Below are 16,580 nucleotides of genomic sequence, written 5' to 3' on the forward strand. Positions count from 1 at the left end.
CTGTTGCTCCCCGCTCGGGATTACTGAAGCGCCCCCGCCAGTTGTGTTACCAGATCGTGGGCCGTCAGATCTATGCGTAGCGGTGAAACAGAGACATATCCATCGGCAATCGCCTGCAGGTCCGAATTATCAAGCACCGATTTTCCGCGGTCCTGAAAGCGCAGCCAGTAATACGGATAACCGCGTCCGTCCTGCCGCTCATCGATCGAGAGCCCGCTTTGCTCATGATGGCCTTGAACCGTGACTTTCACGCCCTTGACCTCTTCCGCCGAACAGGCCGGAAAATTGACATTCAGGAGTGTGTAGGGAGGCAAGTCGAAGCCAATCAGTTTCCTGAACAAGTCCGGAGCATGTGTTTCTGCTGTCGAGAAGTCCGGCTCCGCTCTGACATCCCAGTTATAGGCCTGGGAAACGGCGATTGACCGGATGCCGAGTATCGCCGCCTCCATCGCCCCGGCGACGGTTCCGGAATAGGTGACGTCCTCTGCCAGGTTCTGGCCCCTGTTGATCCCCGACAGAACAAGGTCCGGCAAGTCCGGAAGAACCTTGCGAACTCCCATGATCACGCAATCGGTCGGCGTCCCCTTCAGCGCGAAGTGACGTTCGTCTATGCGCCTCAGGCGAAGCGGATCGCTCAACGTGAGGGAATGGGCGACGCCGCTCTGGTCGGTTTCCGGTGCAATCACCCAGACGTCTTCGGACAACGTCCTGGCGATGGATTCAAGGACAGCAAGACCCGGCGAATGAATGCCGTCGTCATTGGTAATCAGAATGCGCATGTTCGGCCTGCTCCAAGAAAATTGGGACGATGGTTCGGTGCTGCGGTGTGCACACAATCGTCAAAGCTGAAGAAAAAAGGGCGGCAAGTTTTTCGGATCGCCGCCCTTAGCAACCGGGTTGTCCGACCTGGAGCCGGGCGCCGGCGCGCCCGGCAGTGGTCAGCCGATCTTTTCCCGACCGCCCATGTAGGGCCGCAGGACTTCCGGCACGGTGATGGTGCCATCGCCGTTCTGGTAGTTCTCAAGGACCGCGATCAGGGCACGGCCAACGGCAATTCCCGATCCGTTGAGCGTGTGAACGTGAACCGGGTTCTTTGCGTCGGCCGGGCGGTAACGCGCATTCATGCGCCGAGCCTGGAAGTCGCCGCAGACCGAACAGGACGAGATTTCCCGGTAGGTGTCCTGCCCCGGCAACCAGACCTCGATGTCATAGGTCTTGCGCGCGCCAAAGCCCATGTCACCGGTACACAGCGTCATGACACGATAATGCAGGCCGAGTTTTTGCAGCACCAGTTCCGCGCATCCAAGCATGCGTTCCAGTTCACCAAGCGAGTCCTCGGGCTTCGTGACAGACACCAGCTCACATTTCAGGAACTGGTGCTGGCGCAGCATGCCGCGCGTGTCCCGCCCGGCGGACCCGGCCTCGGACCGGAAACAATACGTCAGGGCGGTGACCCGCATGGGCAACTGGTCCTCGCCCAGCATTTCGCCGGCGACCAGATTGGTCAGGGGAACTTCCGCGGTCGGGATCAGATAGTGATCCGTGGTTGTCTTGAACAGGTCCTCGCCGAATTTTGGCAGCTGGCCGGTGCCGTAGAGCGGATCGCCATGCACCAGCAGAGGCGGCGACACTTCCGTGTAGCCGTTTTCCTGTGTGTGCAGGTCGACCATGAACTGGCCAAGTGCCCGCTCAAGCCGCGCGATCTGGCCCTTCAGCACGACAAAGCGCGAACCGGATAGCCTGGCGGCGGCCGCGAAATCCATGTCGCCGAGGGCTTCACCGAGTTCGAAATGCTCCTTCGGCGCCTCATTGAAGGTGAATGCGGGCTTGTCTCCATGGGTCTTCAGAAGCACGTTGTCGGCCTCGTCCGCCCCTTCCGGCACATCGTCATGCGGCAGGTTGGGGATCACGGCCATGGCCGATTCAAGATCGGCGATCAGCTTGCGCTCTTGCTCTTCGCCCGACTGGATGAAGGCCTTGATCTGGGCGACTTCGTCAATCAGTTCCTGGGCGCGCGCATCGTCGCCCGCGCCCTTGGCCTTGCCGATTTCCTTGGAGGCGGCATTGCGCCGTTCCTGGGCTTCCTGAAGTCTGGTGATATGGGAGCGGCGGGAATCGTCGAGCGCAATCAGCTTGGCCGCGGAGGCTTCAAAGCCCCGCTTTGCCAGGGCCTGGTCAAAAGCGTCGGGGTTTTCCCGGATCCATCTAATATCAAACATCTTCGCTTCCCGAACGACGGTCGTTGCTGTTGCATTCGTCTGTCGTCCGGAGAGCGATTGCTTGCCGCGATCAGGCCGCCGCGTCTTCCGCTTCGCGCGCGGCTTCCCGCTCGGCGCGCTGCCGCTCCACCAGTCTGACAGACAGAATGGAGACTTCGTAGAGAAGCAGCGTTGGCAGCGCAAGACCGATCTGCGAGATCGGGTCCGGGGGTGTCAAAATTGCAGCAGCGGCGAAGGCCCCGACAATCGCATATTTGCGCTTGGACTTCAGCCCGTCCGCTGACACCAGGCCGGCACGGCCCAGAAGGGTCAGAACGACCGGCAACTGGAAAACGAGGCCGAAGGCGAAGATCAGGATCATGATCAGGCCGAGATATTCGCTCACCTTGGCAAGGTGCTGAATCGCGACCTTGCCCTGCCCGGCCAGCTGTTCCTGGGACAGGAAAAAGCCCATCGCCATCGGCATGACCAGGAAATAGACCAGGCAGGCACCGATCAGGAACAGGATCGGCGTCGCAACCAGAAACGGCAGGAAAGCCCCGCGTTCGTTCTTGTAGAGGCCCGGCGCCACGAACATGTAGATCTGGCTGGCAACAACCGGGAAAGCCAGGAACAGGGCGCCAAAAAGCGCCAGTTTCAGCTGGGTGAAGAACCATTCCTGTGGCGCTGTGAAGATCATCTGCACCGCGTCGGGATCCGGCGCGGCCCTGAGATAGGGCACGGTGAGGATGTTGTAGATGTCGGTTGCGAAGTAGAAACACACGACAAACATCACCAGAATCGCGGCAATCGACCACATCAGCCTCTGGCGCAATTCGATCAGGTGTTCGATCAGGGGCGCCTTGGAGGCGTCGATTTCATCCTGACTCATGCTTTTGCTTCTTCCGTCACGGGCCGGGTGTCCGGTCTGGTTTCTGGATCGGCCGGTACTGCGTCAGCATCAGGCGCCCTTTCCGGGGCGCTTGTCTCGTTCTTTTCAGGTTCCGGAGACGCTTCGGCCTCGGATTCCTTGGCCGGTTTGGACGGAAGCGGCCGCTCCGGCTTCTTGCCGACGACCTTCTTCTTTTCCCCATCCTCCTCGATCGACTTCTTCAGATCGCCGAGAGGATTGAAGTTGCCGACATCTTCAACCTGCTTCTTCATGTCGGCAATGTCGGCCTGCTGCTCCGCTTCGCGCAGGGCATCATTGAAGGTCGACTGGAATTCCCGCGACATGCGCCGCATCTTTCCCATCGTCTGCCCAAGCGTGCGCAGCATGCGCGGCAGGTCTTTTGGCCCCACAACGATGATCGCCACCGAGGCGATCACCAAGAGTTCGGTCCAGCCGATATCGAACATGTGATGTTCCGTCCCTTAAGGAGACGCGATGCAGATTGAGATCAGCTCGCTTTGGTCTGATCTTCAGCTTTTGCGGACGGTGCCGATTCGCTTGCCTGATGATCGATCGTCTTCGCGGAGTCGGCTGTGTCGTCTTCGGCCATGCCCTTCTTGAAGCTCTTGATTCCCTTGGCAACGTCACCCATGAGGTCGGAAATCTTGCCACGTCCGAACAGCAGAACCACCACCACTGCGATGATCAAGATCTGCCAGATACTAATGCCCATACGCCAAACTCCTGATAATTGGCTTTAAAGCCGTTGAGCCCTTCTAACAAAAAGGGCTTCCTCCCTGCAACATGCCTGACATCATCATTTCGAACCTTTCGTCCGGAATGATGAACGGGCCGTTCTAACCTAAAACTGGGCCTCGTGCCTCGGAAAAACAAGCACGTCTTTCGGATCAGTCGTTACCGCAACGTCCATTCCGCGTTCCCACGGGCTTCCGGCACGCACCCTCGCCTGCAGCGGCGTGTCGAGACCGTCGATTGCGATGGAGAGCAGATCGACCTCTCCGACAAACCGTTTGGAACGAACCCGTCCCGGTACGCCACACAGCCCGGCCGTGTTCACGATCACGCCCTGGGGGCGGACACAGACATCGACCGGCTGACCGGGCGCAAGACCCGCGGCATCCAGCACACCGACCGGTGTTTCAACGCCGGCTCCCGTGACCAGACCTTCAAGCTGGTTCAGTTCGGAGAAGAACCGTGCCGCGAACAGGTCGACCGGTTCCTTGTACAGGTCGGCCGCGGTGCCATGCTGCAAGAGCCTGCCGCGCCGCATCAGGGCGATCCGGTCGCCCATGCGCATCGCCTCCTCCGGGTCATGGGTCACTATGATGCATGTGGCCCGCGTTTCGCGGATCACGGCCAGGGTCTCGTCGCGCACATTGTCTCGCAGGCGCTTGTCGAGACCGGAAAAGGGCTCGTCCATCAAAAGAATTCCCGGCCGGGGAACCAGCGCACGTGCCAGCGCGACCCGCTGCTGTTCGCCGCCGGACAGGGCATGGGGATAGTCCGCCGCATAATCTGCAAGACCCACGCGACCGAGCGCGCTGAGCGCCGCCGCCCTCGCTTCCTTTTTCGGCATGCCGGTCAGACCGAACATGACATTGGACAGAATGCTCATATGCGGAAACAGGGCATAGTCCTGAAACATCAGGCCGACACCGCGCTTTTCCGGCGGAAGGAAGGTGGTGTCGTCGGCAATGTTCCGGCCGTTGATCAGCACCCGGCCGCGCCTCTGCCGCTCAACGCCCGCCGCAATGCGCATGAGCGTTGTCTTGCCGCAGCCCGAATGACCGAGCAGGCACAGGATCTCACCGGGAGCAATCGACAGACTCAGATCCCGGACGGATGCGACGCCGTCATAATCGTGCGAAACATTTTCAAAAACGAGACCGGCAGCGATCGTCGCACCGGCGGTTCCCGGCGCGCCCCAGCGCAACGGATGACCGGAGCCATCGGAATTGCTCATCTTGTCGTGGTCTGGCATCAGGCTCCGGCGGGATCGTCCGCATCTTCGTCAAACAGAGAACCGTCTTCTAGAGGATCCTCCTCCTCCGTCAATGCCGAGTCGTCATTTGGTGTCGGCACAAGGAAGGACGCCGGAACGGCACTGTCGAGCAATCCGGCACCTTTCAGCTCCTCCAGCCCGGGCAGATCCTTGATGCTGTCCAGCCCGAAATGGACCATGAACTGCTCCGTCGTTCCATAGGTGACGGGCCGACCCGGCGTTCGCCGGCGGCCCCGCATCCGGATCCATGTCGTTTCCAGCAGGACATCGAGGGTACCCTTCGAGGTCGACACACCGCGAATTTCCTCGATTTCAGCCCTGGTCACCGGCTGGTGATAGGCAATGATCGCCAAGGTCTCCAGCGCCGCACGGGACAGCTTGCGCTGCTCCTCGACATTGCGCTGCATCAGAAACGCCAGATCTTCCGCCGTGCGGAAACACCATTTTCCCGCAACCCGCACCAGATTGACGCCGCGCGGCGCATACATCCGCTGCAGTTCTTCCAGCAGTCCCAGGACATCCGTGTTGTCCGGCAGCCGAAGGGTCAGTTCCTCAAGAGACAGGGGATCGGCCGAGGCAAACAACAGGGCTTCGACCATTCGCAGCCCCGACAAGTCCGTTCCTGCGGTGCGTTCGTGCATTTCATCCGGCACGTCTTCATAAAGATCCATCTCAGACACCCTGGTCCTGCTCCTTGGCTATCGAGCGGATATAGACCGGCGAGAACGGTTCACCCTGCCGGATCTCGACCTGGCCCTCGCGTACCATTTCCAGGCTTGCGGAAAATGTGCTGGCAACGATCGTTGCCCAGTCCTTGTTGTCGTAAAGGTAGTCCCGGAGATAGGCGTTCAAAGGGGCCCACTCGCTCACCCGCCCGACCAGTTTGGTCAGAAGCTCGCGTGCCTCCTGCAGAGACCAGACCGTTCGCCTGAGCACCCTGACGGATGTCACCGACTGGCGTTGTCTCTGGGTCGCATACGCCGACAGGAGATCATAGACGGATGCTTCCCAGATGCTCTTGTGCTCCACGGACATGGTTTCCGGCTCCCCACGGTGGAACACGTCCCTGCCCTGCCTGTTTCGAGCCAGCAGTCTTTCGGAAACCTCGCGCATTGCTTCCAGGCGGCGGAGCCTGAACGCCAGCGCAGCGGCCAGTTCCTCGCCCGTCGGCTCGTCCTCGTCCCTTTGCTCGGGCAGGAGAAGCTTCGATTTGAGGAATGCCAGCCAAGCCGCCATGACAAGGTAATCCGCCGCCAGTTCCAGGCGCATGCGACGGGCCTCGGCCACGAATTCAAGATATTGTTCAACAAGTTCCAGAATGGATATCCGGGCCAGATCGACCTTCTGGGTCCGCGCCAGGCCGAGCAACAGGTCAAGAGGCCCCTCGAACCCCTCCACATCGACAACAAGTTGCGGATCGGAGCTGGTACGGTCCTCCATGGAACTGACCGAGGTCAGCAGGTCAAAGGAGCTTTCCTCGGTGATCTGTTTGTTCCCTTCCAGTTCGCTCATGAACGCTCCGGTCAAACACCTTGCCAACCGGTCAGGGTCCGGAATTCCTCCCAGGCCGCCTGACCGTCAAAGTCCCCATTCGGCGTCTGCAACCCTTGCAGCGCCCTGTCGCAGCGGCTTTTTGCCTTGCCGGACAGCTCAGGCACGGCTGCGGCGACAGCGCGCATTTCCGCCATGTCGCCATTGCAGTGCAGGACAATGTCGCAGCCGGCCTCGATGATCTTGTGCGCCCGCTCCCCGAAACCGCCGCCAAGTGCCTTCATCGAGATATCATCGCTCATCAGGCACCCCTCGAAGCCTATCTCGCCTCTTATGATCTCTCCGATGACCTTCGTGCTCTGGGTGCATGCCGTTTGCGCATCGATCCCTTCGTATACAATATGGGCTGTCATCCCCAATGACACGTGGGAAAGCGCCTTGAATGGGCGGAAATCCACGCTTTCCAGAGAAGAATGGTCTGCTTCGACCCTCGGAAGCACCAGATGGCTGTCGACGCGCGCCCTTCCGTGGCCCGGAATGTGCTTGATCACCGGCAGCACACCACCGGCAAGGGCACCGTCCACCATGGCCTGCCCAAGTTGGGCGACCGTGTCCGGGTTCTGTGAGAAGGCACGGTCGCCGATGGCATCTACCGTATCGGGAAACCGGACATCAAGGCATGGCAGGCAATCAATGGTGATTCCCACGCAACGCAAGTCTTCCGCAATCAGGCGTGCCCCCAGCCATGCTGCCCGTTTCCCCGCATCGGGTTCCCTGTCATGAAGGTCGCCATATAGCCCAGGCGCAGGGTATTTGCGCCATTGTGGCGGTCTGAGCCTCTGGACCCTGCCTCCCTCCTGGTCGACCAGAACGGGCGCATCATCGCGGCCCACGGCGTCGCGGAAGGTGTTTGTCAGGTCGACGACCTGGTCCGGAGTTTCGATATTCCTGGCAAACAGGATCAATCCCCAGGGTCTTTCTGCCCTCATGAAGGAAAATTCGTCTGCGCTCAGGCGCGGTCCGGCACAACCGGTGACAAAGGCTTTGGTCATGAAACCGGCTTAGCCGCCACGTGGTGACCCGTCAAGAAAGTCAGACCCGGACACTTGCGCCTGGGCTGTGAACTTGCTTTCTAATTGCCTCAAGACCCAGACCTGATCGGAGCCTTCCATGCGTGCGCGTCTCGACATTCCCACCGGAAGCCTGCACAGGTTCTCCCACCGGTCCGAAATACTCGGTCGCAACCGGCTCGGTGACACGGCAACGCGCGAGATCGTCGTCTATACGCCTCACGGTCATGACGGCAGCGGTCTGCCGCTCCTGGTGGACATCGTCGGTTTCACGGCCGGTGGCCCCGCACATGTCAACTGGAAGAATTTCGGCGAAAATATCCCCGAAAGACTGGACCGTCTCATTCATGACGGCGAATTGCCGCCGGTCGTCGTCGCCTTTCCGGACTGTTTCACGCGTCTCGGCGGCAACCAGTATGTCGACAGCGACGTGATGGGTCCCTGGGCGACATGGCTGACCACCGAGATGCTGGAAGATGTGGAAAGCCGCTTCAAATGCGGCGGCAACGGCAAACGCGGCATCTTTGGCAAATCCTCCGGCGGCTACGGCGCCCTCATACATGCCATGCAACACTCCGACATCTGGTCGGCAGCCGCGTGTCATTCCGGCGACATGGCATTCGAACTCTGCTACCTGCCGGAAATGCCGAGCGCCTTGCGCTCGATTGAGAAGGCAGGTTCGATCGAGGCCTTCGTCAAGGATTTCGAACGAGGACCGAAATACCCCGGCAACGCCCTTCACGACCTGATGACCTTCGCCATGGCCGCGACCTATGACCCTGACCCGGATCCCGATGTGTTCTGCGGCATCAGGCTGCCCGTCGACCCCCAGACGTGCGAAATCATCGAGGAACGCTGGGATGCGTGGCTTGCCTGGGACCCGGTACGGATCGTCGACGACCATGTCGACGCGCTCAAGAGCCTCAAGGGACTGTGGATCGAGTGCGGCGACGTCGACCAGTACAACCTGGTCTACGGCGCGCGCCGCATGCACGGAAAGCTGGAGGCGGCCGGTGTCGCGCATATTTACAGGGAATTTCCGGACAATCATTCGTCCATCGATTACCGGCTGGACGAGAGCCTTCCCTTTCTCGTCAACCGGCTCCTGTCCGAAGACTGACAGTTAGTCAACAGGTCCGTCGTGTCCTGCGAAACGGGTTTGGAATGGTCAGGACAGCGCCGCCGGCGATGATCAGGAGCGCTCCCGCCACGGCGATGGGTGCCGGGACTTCGCTCCAGACGACGTATCCGAAAAGTGCCGAAAAAATCACTGACCCATAGTAAACCGGCGCCAAGGTCGCGGCTCCGGCGCGGCGGTAGGCCGACAGGTTGAGTGACTGTCCGACGATCGCCAGCGGGCCCATCCAGGCAAAGAGCATGAGGTCTGACCAGGATATCTCCTGAGAAACGATCAGCCAGAGCACCGGCCCGGTCAGGATGACCGCCGCGAACAGGTTCACGCAGGCGAGGATTGTGATCGTGTCTTCCCTTTGTGCGACATAGCGCATGATCAGCGCCTCGCAGGCCATGAACAACGCGCCCATCAGGGCTGCAGCAACACCCGCAACGGCAAGATCACCGTAACCTGTTCCGCTTTCTGCGGCGCGCACGACCAGATAGGCCCCAAGCGCGCACAGTCCGCCGGCGACCCAGTGGCGCCCGGTGACCACCTCCTTCAGGACCAGGCCGGCCAGGACGATCGCGAAAATGCCCTTGATCAGGCCGATGGCCGTCGCATCGGCCAGCGGCAAAACGCTGGCGGCGTAAATGGAACAGCCGAGCCCCCCAACACCGCAAAAGGCGCGCAAGAGGTGCAACTTCCACAGGGCGCTCGCCCGCAGGAAAACGGGCACGCGTCGGACCGCGGCAACAGACAGAATTGTCACGGCCCCGCCGACGAACCTCAGCCACACGAGCACGGCAACCGGCAGCACGCCGTCGGCAATCTTTCCTGCGGCGAATATCGGCGTGAAGGCAGACATCCCGGCAAGAGCGAGAACAAGCGCCAATGCCACGTTCTCGGTTTTTTGATGTGCGGCGTTGATTTTCATGAGGCAAGGTTCCTTTGGGGACGGTCCTCATAACAGCTTGAAGAGGCTGCCGGCAGTCCGGAAATTCCCATGAGGGGCATGCAAATACGCATAGCATTGCGGGTTTTCCTGCATTTCGGTATATGAAACATCATGAATTGGGATGATCTGAAACTGGTCGATGCTGCCGCGCGCATGCGCTCCCTTTCCGGAGCCGCACGGGCGCTGGATATCAGCCAGCCTCAACTCAGCCGCAGGCTCAAGGCCTTCGAGGACAGGATTGGTGCCCGCCTGTTCGATCGAACGCCGAGCGGGCTGAAACCGACCGAGGCCGGTCTGCGTCTCATTCCGCTCGCGAACGACATGCGCAAAAACGCCGAGGCGGCCGCAAGGGTGCTGCCCGACTTGCCGAGCTCGGCGCTGAAGGTTGTCAGGGTTGCCGTGGATGAGGTTCGCGCGCGTGTGCTGACCGACCGGTTTTCCGAATTGACTAACCTGTTGGGCGGCGTTGAACTGGAATTGATTTCCAGCCACCAGCACGTCAATCACCAGTCCCGCAGCATTGAACTGCAAATCCGGAACTGCCTGCCGGAAACCGACACGCTGATTGCCAGGAAGATCGGCGATCTTGCCTACGCCGTCTATGGATCGGCGGCCTATGTCAGGGACAACCCGGCCGCCCGCACGGCGGAACGCTACACGTGCTGCTCGTGGCTCGGCTTCGCCCCCGACGATCTCTGGTATCCATCGCACATGCGCTGGCTGGAGACCCGGTTGCCCGCGCAACCGCGGTTGCGTTCAAACACCATGACCACCTTGATGAACATGACGGCATCCGGCGCCGGATTGGCACTGCTGCCGGTGTTCATGGGCGTTCAGAACCCGGATCTGGTTCAGCTAACCTCTCCGCTGGCAGAGCTGACCAATGCAGAGCACATCATTGTTCACAGGGATTTGCGACGCGAACCCGCCGTACGCACCGCCATGGATGCGATCGCCTGCGTCTACCGGTCGATGGCGCCCCTGCTCACCGGACTGCCAGAGGAAGGCCCGGCAGTTGCCGCAGAGTAGCCGTCGGGACCGCCGCCCGAGAGGCGACGGCCTTTTCAGGACTTGCGGATGTCAGGGCTGCCGACGGACGAAACAGTCGCCACCTGCGGCCTGGAGGTTTTCACACAGCGATATGGCTTCGTCGCGCGATGTGGTCGGAATCCGCGCCCGGTAAAACACGCCGCGGTCCTCGACATTTGCAGAGACGATTACGGCGTTGCGGTTCCCGAGAATGGACGGGTAACGACGTTGCAGGCCCGAATAAGCATCGGAGGCGGCGGCCGCCGATCGCTGTGACGTCACCTGAACGATATAGGTTCCCGATGCGATGGTTCCGGTCGCCCCCGTAGCGGTCTGCGCGGGCACGCTCGGCTGCTGGGTCAGGTTCAACGGCCCATCATTGCGGGTCGTCGTTGCCGGAGCCGTTGCGGCCGGTGGCGTGCTGGCGACCCGGACCGGCGCCTCCGGTTTCTTGCGTGGCAGAACGGTCGGCACCGGAGGCGCCGGTTCGCTGACAGCCGGATCCTCGGTCGCGGCCACAACAGCCGGTGTCTCGGTTATAGCCGGCTCCGGAGTGGTTGGCTGCTGGTTTCCCGCATCGGGCACGACAGGCGTCGTCGTTACTGTACGCGCCCCATCAGTATCCGTGGCCGGCGCCGGAGCCGCTGGAACCGGGCTCGCCGGCGCAGGGGCCTCCGTGACAGGCGCAGAAGGTGCGCTCGCCGCGGGCGGAGCAGGATCATCTTCCGTTACAAAACTCCCGTCGGGACGGACAATCACGGTCCGCACCTGCTTGGGCGCGCCGGGCACGAGATCGGCGCCGCCACTGGTGCCGGCGGGTGCAGGCGGCAATTCGGCGGGTTGCGGAGATTCAGGCAAGACCAGCCTGTCGGGTCCGGAGGTGCCCGAGCCATCGACCCTGGAATAATCCAGCTTGGCAGTCTGGTTGTCCGCCGGTGCCTGGCTCTGTTCCGGATAGATCTTCAGAGGTTCCTGGAGCCCGCTGATCACCGGAGGCGGACCACTGGGGACAACGACCCCGTCACCGTCGATCAGGAAGAACCCCGCAGCGCCGAGCACCGCGACACCCATGACGCCGGCTGCGACGTAAAGGCCACGACGCGACCTGTTTCCGGCATGCGGAACGGCCTTTTTCTCGGCGGTCGAATGTGGCGGCAAGACACCGGCCCCGGTCAGGCTCGGGTCGCTCTCCTGCATGGCCCGGGCAACCGCGTCGAGATCGTAGCCCTCGGGCGGCGGAGGCGTTTCCTCTTCCTCCGTGCGCGGCACTTCGGCGGCCGCTGCAGGCCAGGTCATGTCATCAATATCTGCAGCACCAGATGGGTCACTGATTTCCGCAGTTTGCGTATCGTCCGGAGCCGCCTTGCGATCTCCAGGTGGCGGAAAATCCAGATCGGCAAACAGGGCATCGATGCCTGCGGGGTCGCCGGTCTGCTCCGGCTGCATGTGGCTCTGGTTCGAAACAGGCTTTTCCCGTACCGGGTTCAACGCTGCAAAGAGATCGTTTTCGTCAATTTTCGGACGCTGCACAGGTGCAGTCCGGGCCGGTTCCAACGGTTGATCCGGATGTCCGTCTCCAGGCTGGGCCGATGCAACAGGGATCGCACCTGAAGCAGGCGCAGCCGAACGGTCCGGAGCAGAGATAACCGGGCCGACCGGCGACGTATCCCTGCCAAAACTTTCCACGGCGGGAGACGAAACGCCATAACGAAGATCGTTCTCTGAAGGTGTTTCCGGTTCGACCCGGTAGGGTGCAGGAGCCGAAACGGACGGTTGCTCCCGGACCGGTTCGCTAAAGTCCCGGGTAAAAACGTCGTCGACCGTCACATCCGGGACAGGCGCAGCCGGCTGGTTTTCGTCGACCGACTGACGCAAGGCCCCGATCAACTCGTCTTCCAGTTCAGCTGTCAGGTTCTGTTCAAGGTCAACCGAAAGCTCGGGAGCCCGTTCGGTCGCGTCGTTGGCCGCAACCGGTTCGAAAGTCCTCGACACCTCATCGCGGATTGCAGCTGATAGGTCCGGTTCGTTCGTGCTCGGTCCGGCAGGGGCCGCCGCCTCTCCCCGCGTCCCGATTTCGGTTGCAGGTGTCTGTATGTCCGGCCAAAGGGATGACACATGCGAGGACCTGCCCGCTCCGCCCGGCTTCAGGACGCTTGTGCTTTCTGCGAGAGGCTGGACAGACGGTGCGGCCGCTGTGACAGACGTTTCCGGCGCATCATCGCCAAGCCTTGCTTCCGCCGGAGCGGTTTCTACCGGTGCAGGTGTGAAGGCGGGCTCCCGGCGAGCGGGTTCGCCAACCGGTTCCGCCGAATCTCCGGCGACATCTTCCAATCCCGCGAAATAGTCCGTGCTGCCGACGCGGCCACTGCTCACATTTGCCCCCGATTGCTTGTTCTTGTGGACAATTCGCGCCAGTTCCACAAGCGGATCTTCCGCGGCAGGTGAACCGTTGCCCGGCCCGTCCCGGGTGGCACTCAAATCAGGTCTTTTCGTTTCGTAGTCTTGTGACATGAGCTTTACGAAAACCGGTCCACTTCGGCCTTTAGGAAACCAAAACTGTGTTTCTTGCAGCCACGAAAAATCTAGCGCATTTCTTCAGGAGCATTCACACCGAGAATCGATAGTCCTGAAACAAGCACCAAAGATACTGCACGAACCAAAGCAAGACGCGCTAGGGTTAATTTCAAGTTACCGGACTGAATAAAGTGTAAATGAGGCAGATCTTTGCCTCGGTTCCATTGCCGGCTCAGCGCTGTTGCTAGTTCATAGAGATAAAAGGCAACGCGGTGCGGTTCGTGCGTTTCGGCCGCAACAGCGACGGTCTTGGGCCACTCGGCCAGCTTGGCCATCAACTCGATCTCTCCGCTGTCGGAAAGCTGCGACAGGTCCGCGCCCTGCAGGTCCGTGTCCTCGAATCCTTCCCCGGCGAACTTTTCCTTCGCCTTGCGCAGGTTGGAACGAAGCCGCGCGTGGCAGTACTGCACGTAATAGACGGGATTGTCCTTCGATTCCTCGGTGACCTTCTTGAAATCGAAGTCGAGCGGGGCATCGTTCTTGCGATACAGCATCATGTAACGAACGACATCGCTTCCCACCTCGTCCACGACATCGCGCAACGTGATAAAATCACCGGACCGCTTGGACATCTTGACCGGCTCGCCGTCGCGCATCAGTTTCACCAATTGGCAAAACCTGACGATGACATCCGTCTTTCCGTCGGAAATGGCCTTGCCGACCGCCTGCAGGCGCTTGGCATATCCGCCGTGGTCGGCGCCGAGCACATAGATGGTTTCGTCGAAGCCACGCTCGAACTTGTCCTGGAAATAGGCAACGTCGGCGGCAAAATAGGTATAGGACCCGTCCGACTTCTTCAGGGCACGGTCGGTGTCATCGCCAAAATCGCTGGCCTTGAACAGGGTCTGTTCCCGGTCTTCCCAGTCTTCCGGCATCTGTCCCTTGGGAGGCGGCAGCGTGCCCTGGTAGACAAGGCCCTTTTCCCTGAGCGTGTCGAGCATGTGGTCGATCTTGGAGCCGTTCGCGCCGTCACGCGCATGCAGCGTTTTCTCCGAATAAAACACTTCATGCTTGACGCCGAGTGCGGCCAGATCCTCGCGGATCAGGTCGAGCATGGCGGCGATGGCCCGCTCCTTGACGACCGGCAGCCAGTCGGTTTCGTCCTTGTCCTTCAGGCTCTCGCCGAATTCCGCCTTGAGCTGCGCGCCGACCGGTTTGAGGTAGTCGCCCGGATAGAGCCCCGACGGGATTTCCCCGATGTCTTCGCCAAGTGCTTCCCTGTATCTCAGGAACGCACTGCGGGCGAGCGTATCGATCTGGGACCCGGCATCGTTGATGTAATATTCCTTGACCACCTCGTTGCCGGCGAATTCCAGCAGATTGGCCAGGGCGTCGCCGACAACGGCTCCGCGGATGTGCCCGACATGCATCGGACCAGTCGGGTTGGCGGACACATATTCGACGTTGACCCTGGGCGCAGGGCTCTGCTTGATCGAACCGAATTCGGCGCCCTGCTCCAGCACGGCCAGCACAACCCTTTGCCAGACGGCCGGCGCCACGCGCATGTTGATGAAACCCGGCCCGGCAATCGTTGTTTCGGTGATGTCCCCGTCTTCATTCAGGCGAGCCGCCAGCTTTTCGGCAAGGTCCCTGGGCTTCACGCCGAGCGGCTTCGCCAGAACCATTGCCGCGTTGGTGGCCAGATCCCCATGGGCCGGATCGCGCGGGGCTTCGACAACGACGCGTGAAAGGTCGGGAGCATTTCCGCCAGAGTCTTTAAGATCAAGATCTTGAAGGATATTTTTAACGCGCTGCGTAAAGTCCGCGAAGATATTCATCGAGCACCGATCGGGTTTGGCTATTCAAACACAAAGCTCCCGTGCGCTGCGAGGGACTTCCCCCGGCGCCACGGGACCAGAAAGTTGCCCATGCGCCTACCCTAAATCGGGAGTGTCGTCAAACAGTCTGCGGTGTTCCTCAATGGCATAGCGGTCCGTCATGCCGGCAATATAGTCACAGACCCTGCGCGCAATTTGCGCCTCATCCAACGCGCCCAGACCGACATTCCATGGCTTGGGCATGAGGTCAGGCTCTTTCAGGAACTTCCCGAACAGGTCCCTCACAACCCTTGCCACCAAGCGGCGGACCGCGAGAACGTCTTCATGACGATAGACCCTCGCGAACAGGAACCGCTTCACTTCCTTTTCCGCCGTTGACATTTCGGGCGAAAACCCGACCAGGCAGCGCCCGGCCATTCGGATGTCATGGGCGGATTTCGGCGCCAGTTCCTCCAGGTTCCCGATGGCGTGCCGGATGACATCTTCCACCATGCGGGTGATGGAACGCCGCACGATTTCATGGATGCGCCGGCTTTCTTCGAGCCCGGGATACTTGCGATCCACTTCGCTCAAGATGTCGGCAAGGAAGGGCACCTCCCGCATATCTTCGATGTCGATGAGACCGGCCCTCATACCGTCATCCAGATCGTGCGCGTCATAGGCGATATCGTCCGCGATCGCGGCGGCCTGCGCCTCTGCGCCAGGCCATGTGTCCAGCAGCAGGTCCTGACGGGTGGCGTAGTCCCGGATTGCGAACGGCAGCTGGCTGCCCCTGAACTTGCCGAGCGGTAGGCCGTCAGCGTCAACGAGCGGTCCGTTGTGCTTGACGAGGCCCTCCAATGTTTCCCAGGCAAGGTTCAACCCATCGAATTCCGCGTAGCGCTGCTCCAGATGCGTGACGACCCTGAGCGACTGGGCGTTGTGATCGAACCCGCCGAAAGGGGCCATGCAGTCATGCATCACGTCTTCCCCTTCGTGACCGAAGGGCGTATGGCCGAGATCGTGTGACAGTGCGAGACATTCGGCAAGGTCCTCGTCAAGGCGCAGCGCGCGGGCAAGCGACCGTGCAATCTGGGACACTTCGATCGTGTGGGTCAGCCGCGTCCTGAAATGGTCGCCTTCGTGATAGACGAATACCTGGGTCTTGTGCTTCAGCCGACGGAACGCCGAAGAATGGATGATCCGGTCCCTGTCCCGCTGAAACGGTGTCCGAGTCGGACTTTCAGGCTCCGGAAAAAGGCGTCCTCTGCTCTCAACGGGATTTTCCGCGTATACAGCCCGTGCCTGTGCGCCAAATCCGATATCCGCGTTCATCTCACCTGCCATCCATGTTGGCGTTTCCCGTGTCCGTCGCCCCTGCGACCAGTCGGCCAGCATTGACGCGGGCGGTTGCAAAACATACTTATCTGAACAAATCAGGTTTAACGGTTCCCGCCTGGACGGGAGATGAGCG

15 protein-coding genes are annotated in these 16,580 nt (G+C 60.9%); 2 read left to right on the forward strand and 13 right to left on the reverse strand.

The annotated features are described in order from the left end of the window. Positions 1 to 20 precede the first annotated feature (20 nt). From surE to nagZ, 9 genes are all read right to left on the reverse strand, one after another. Positions 21 to 779, reverse strand: a complete 759-nt coding sequence (surE, locus tag O6760_RS24085; protein ID WP_269582192.1) for a 5'/3'-nucleotidase SurE — start codon at positions 777 to 779, stop codon at positions 21 to 23. A gap of 159 nt (positions 780 to 938) precedes the next feature. Next, a complete protein-coding gene (gene serS / locus O6760_RS24090) occupies positions 939 to 2,219 on the reverse strand; it encodes a serine--tRNA ligase (RefSeq protein WP_269582193.1) in 1,281 nt (426 codons plus the stop codon). A gap of 70 nt (positions 2,220 to 2,289) precedes the next feature. Beyond that, positions 2,290 to 3,090: a twin-arginine translocase subunit TatC gene (tatC, locus tag O6760_RS24095; RefSeq protein WP_269582194.1), complete on the reverse strand. Its 801-nt coding sequence runs from the start codon at positions 3,088 to 3,090 to the stop codon at positions 2,290 to 2,292. Next, a complete protein-coding gene (gene tatB / locus O6760_RS24100) occupies positions 3,087 to 3,557 on the reverse strand; it encodes a Sec-independent protein translocase protein TatB (RefSeq protein WP_269582195.1) in 471 nt (156 codons plus the stop codon). Before tatB ends, tatC begins: the two co-directional genes overlap by 4 nt. Before the next feature lie 41 nt (positions 3,558 to 3,598). After that, positions 3,599 to 3,823: a twin-arginine translocase TatA/TatE family subunit gene (locus tag O6760_RS24105; RefSeq protein WP_269582196.1), complete on the reverse strand. Its 225-nt coding sequence runs from the start codon at positions 3,821 to 3,823 to the stop codon at positions 3,599 to 3,601. A gap of 129 nt (positions 3,824 to 3,952) precedes the next feature. After that, the gene (locus tag O6760_RS24110) at positions 3,953 to 5,092 is read right to left on the reverse strand and encodes an ABC transporter ATP-binding protein (protein ID WP_269582197.1); all 1,140 of its coding nucleotides are present in this window, start codon (positions 5,090 to 5,092) and stop codon (positions 3,953 to 3,955) included. Then, positions 5,092 to 5,784, reverse strand: a complete 693-nt coding sequence (gene scpB / locus O6760_RS24115) for an SMC-Scp complex subunit ScpB (RefSeq protein WP_442969825.1) — start codon at positions 5,782 to 5,784, stop codon at positions 5,092 to 5,094. The genes O6760_RS24110 and scpB overlap by 1 nt, the downstream gene beginning before the upstream one ends. Position 5,785: 1 nt before the next feature. Then, a complete protein-coding gene (locus tag O6760_RS24120) occupies positions 5,786 to 6,625 on the reverse strand; it encodes a segregation and condensation protein A (RefSeq protein ID WP_269582198.1) in 840 nt (279 codons plus the stop codon). An 11-nt stretch (positions 6,626 to 6,636) separates the two neighbouring features. Continuing rightward, complete coding sequence (gene nagZ / locus O6760_RS24125) at positions 6,637 to 7,656, reverse strand: beta-N-acetylhexosaminidase (RefSeq protein ID WP_269582199.1); 1,020 nt, start codon at positions 7,654 to 7,656, stop codon at positions 6,637 to 6,639. 118 nt (positions 7,657 to 7,774) lie between these two features. Here nagZ and O6760_RS24130 point away from each other — a divergent pair, with 118 nt between their 5' ends. Beyond that, positions 7,775 to 8,794 (forward strand): alpha/beta hydrolase, encoded by a 1,020-nt coding sequence (locus O6760_RS24130; RefSeq protein ID WP_269582200.1) that lies wholly within the window; start codon positions 7,775 to 7,777, stop codon positions 8,792 to 8,794. 7 nt (positions 8,795 to 8,801) lie between these two features. On the opposite strand, the gene O6760_RS24135 is transcribed toward O6760_RS24130, so the two are convergent. Then, the gene (locus tag O6760_RS24135; RefSeq protein WP_269582201.1) at positions 8,802 to 9,725 is read right to left on the reverse strand and encodes a DMT family transporter; all 924 of its coding nucleotides are present in this window, start codon (positions 9,723 to 9,725) and stop codon (positions 8,802 to 8,804) included. 132 nt (positions 9,726 to 9,857) lie between these two features. Between O6760_RS24135 and O6760_RS24140 the strand changes: the two genes are divergently transcribed. Beyond that, positions 9,858 to 10,775 carry a LysR family transcriptional regulator gene (locus tag O6760_RS24140; protein ID WP_269582202.1) on the forward strand — a complete coding sequence of 306 codons (918 nt, stop codon included), beginning with the start codon at positions 9,858 to 9,860 and terminating at the stop codon, positions 10,773 to 10,775. Between the two features lie 51 nt (positions 10,776 to 10,826). Here O6760_RS24140 and O6760_RS24145 read toward each other — a convergent pair whose 3' ends face one another. From O6760_RS24145 to O6760_RS24155, 3 genes are all read right to left on the reverse strand, one after another. Beyond that, positions 10,827 to 13,253, reverse strand: a complete 2,427-nt coding sequence (locus O6760_RS24145; protein ID WP_269582203.1) for an SPOR domain-containing protein — start codon at positions 13,251 to 13,253, stop codon at positions 10,827 to 10,829. Between the two features lie 104 nt (positions 13,254 to 13,357). Then, complete coding sequence (argS, locus tag O6760_RS24150) at positions 13,358 to 15,127, reverse strand: arginine--tRNA ligase (protein WP_269582204.1); 1,770 nt, start codon at positions 15,125 to 15,127, stop codon at positions 13,358 to 13,360. Positions 15,128 to 15,223: 96 nt separating this feature from the next. After that, positions 15,224 to 16,453, reverse strand: a complete 1,230-nt coding sequence (locus tag O6760_RS24155) for a deoxyguanosinetriphosphate triphosphohydrolase (protein ID WP_442969826.1) — start codon at positions 16,451 to 16,453, stop codon at positions 15,224 to 15,226. Between the last annotated feature and the right edge of the window lie 127 nt (positions 16,454 to 16,580).

This window comes from Roseibium sp. Sym1 (genome assembly GCF_027359675.1).
Taxonomy (GTDB): domain Bacteria; phylum Pseudomonadota; class Alphaproteobacteria; order Rhizobiales; family Stappiaceae; genus Roseibium.

Bases quoted from the DNA above. Each gene is read 5' to 3' on its own strand.
- O6760_RS24140 (WP_269582202.1), top strand. From the start codon at position 9,858: ATGAATTGGGATGATCTGAAACTGGTCGATGCTGCCGCGCGCATGCGC.
- nagZ (WP_269582199.1), bottom strand. From the start codon at position 7,656: ATGACCAAAGCCTTTGTCACCGGTTGTGCCGGACCGCGCCTGAGCGCA.
- O6760_RS24110 (WP_269582197.1), bottom strand. From the start codon at position 5,092: ATGCCAGACCACGACAAGATGAGCAATTCCGATGGCTCCGGTCATCCG.
- argS (WP_269582204.1), bottom strand. From the start codon at position 15,127: ATGAATATCTTCGCGGACTTTACGCAGCGCGTTAAAAATATCCTTCAA.
- O6760_RS24105 (WP_269582196.1), bottom strand. From the start codon at position 3,823: ATGGGCATTAGTATCTGGCAGATCTTGATCATCGCAGTGGTGGTGGTT.
- surE (WP_269582192.1), bottom strand. From the start codon at position 779: ATGCGCATTCTGATTACCAATGACGACGGCATTCATTCGCCGGGTCTT.
- scpB (WP_442969825.1), bottom strand. From the start codon at position 5,784: ATGGATCTTTATGAAGACGTGCCGGATGAAATGCACGAACGCACCGCA.
- O6760_RS24130 (WP_269582200.1), top strand. From the start codon at position 7,775: ATGCGTGCGCGTCTCGACATTCCCACCGGAAGCCTGCACAGGTTCTCC.
- serS (WP_269582193.1), bottom strand. From the start codon at position 2,219: ATGTTTGATATTAGATGGATCCGGGAAAACCCCGACGCTTTTGACCAG.
- O6760_RS24120 (WP_269582198.1), bottom strand. From the start codon at position 6,625: ATGAGCGAACTGGAAGGGAACAAACAGATCACCGAGGAAAGCTCCTTT.
- tatC (WP_269582194.1), bottom strand. From the start codon at position 3,090: ATGAGTCAGGATGAAATCGACGCCTCCAAGGCGCCCCTGATCGAACAC.
- O6760_RS24155 (WP_442969826.1), bottom strand. From the start codon at position 16,453: ATGGCAGGTGAGATGAACGCGGATATCGGATTTGGCGCACAGGCACGG.
- O6760_RS24135 (WP_269582201.1), bottom strand. From the start codon at position 9,725: ATGAAAATCAACGCCGCACATCAAAAAACCGAGAACGTGGCATTGGCG.
- tatB (WP_269582195.1), bottom strand. From the start codon at position 3,557: ATGTTCGATATCGGCTGGACCGAACTCTTGGTGATCGCCTCGGTGGCG.